This window comes from Pseudomonas sp. EL_65y_Pfl2_R96 (assembly GCF_963970905.1).
Classification (GTDB): domain Bacteria; phylum Pseudomonadota; class Gammaproteobacteria; order Pseudomonadales; family Pseudomonadaceae; genus Aquipseudomonas.
The window spans coordinates 1-1,206 of the sequence record NZ_CAXAQH010000097.1 but is presented as its reverse complement, the minus strand read 5'-3'; the positions used below and the strand labels follow the sequence as shown (position 1 = coordinate 1,206).

2 protein-coding genes are annotated in these 1,206 nt (G+C 58.7%); both read right to left on the bottom strand.

The window, feature by feature from the left end; translation table 11 throughout:
• On the bottom strand, positions 1–177 hold a 177-nt coding region (locus AACY49_RS29605; protein ID WP_445262672.1), incomplete at its 3' end, for a VIT1/CCC1 transporter family protein.
• 75 nt (positions 178–252) lie between these two features.
• Positions 253–1,206 (bottom strand): sensor histidine kinase (locus tag AACY49_RS29600; RefSeq protein WP_339527724.1); only part of this gene is annotated, 954 nt, incomplete at its 5' end.

Below are 1,206 nucleotides of genomic sequence, written 5' to 3'. Positions count from 1 at the left end.
TCCTGCGACCCCAGTAAGCACGATCTGACTCGATCCAGGCGCTGCGGCTGCAACGCCAACCATTAGGCTTGCGGTAGAAAGTAGACCGTCGTTTGCTCCGAGCACTGCTGCACGAAGCCACCCGACGCGAGTCAGAAAATGTCCTTCGCCGTGTTTCGGTGGACCGATTTTTGCAATATTCACTTCATATTCTTTCGCTGAGAACCTAAAAAGGGTAACGCGAGCTGCCACGGTCGCGCGCAATTGATCGGATTATCGGTCGTCCGGCGGAGCTTGCAGACGGACGGTAAACACTGCACCCCCACCGGGTGCATTTTCGACAATGATTGTGCCGCCATGCGCTTCGACAAGCCGCTGGACGATGCCGAGGCCAAGGCCTGCACCATCGGAGGCGCGCCGATCTTTGCGCCAGAACCGTTCAAAGATATGCGGCAGGTCTTCGTCGGCAATGCCGTGACCATAGTCTCGCACAGATATTTGAGGTCCGGGGCCGGCAGACACATCAATCGGGGTATTGCCAGGCGCATGCTTGAGCGCGTTATCGACAAGGTTGCGGTAAATGCGAAAGATCGCCTCGGCATGACCGATCGCCTGCGTATCCCCGGTAGTGGCGAACCGTAGGTCGCGGTGTGCGGCAAATGTTTTGGGTGCCATCGTAGCTACCACGTCCCGACCGATAGCTGCCAGATCGAGGGGTACATGCCCAACATTCGCGAGGGCGTCCGCTTGTGCCAGGTCGAGCATTTGCTCGACCAGCCGGGTCATGTGTCGCGTGTCCGTCTGCAAATCGTCACGCACCTTTCCCGCTGGCAGTTGGTCGAGCGACAATTGCATGATTGCCAGTGGCGTCCGCAGCTCATGCGCAGCATTCGCGGTGAAACTGCGCAAGATCGCCATCGATCGGTCAAGCCGCGTCAGCGCGCGGTTCACCGCACGAACCAAGGTATTGACCTCGCGCGGCGCCGCGGGCTCGGATAAGCGGGTCAGGATATTTTCAGGATCTAGCGCATCGACCTCGCTCTCTGCACGCCGCAACGGATGGAGCACTCTGCGCACAGCAAAAACATTAAACAGGAGAAGCAGCAGCGAGAGCGGGATCAGGGGCAGAATTACATGTTGCACGATCTCGTTGATGATCACCGGCACATAAGGCCGTATGCCATCTCCTTCGAACTGCATCGCCAGCCAACGGCGCTCGTCGCCTCG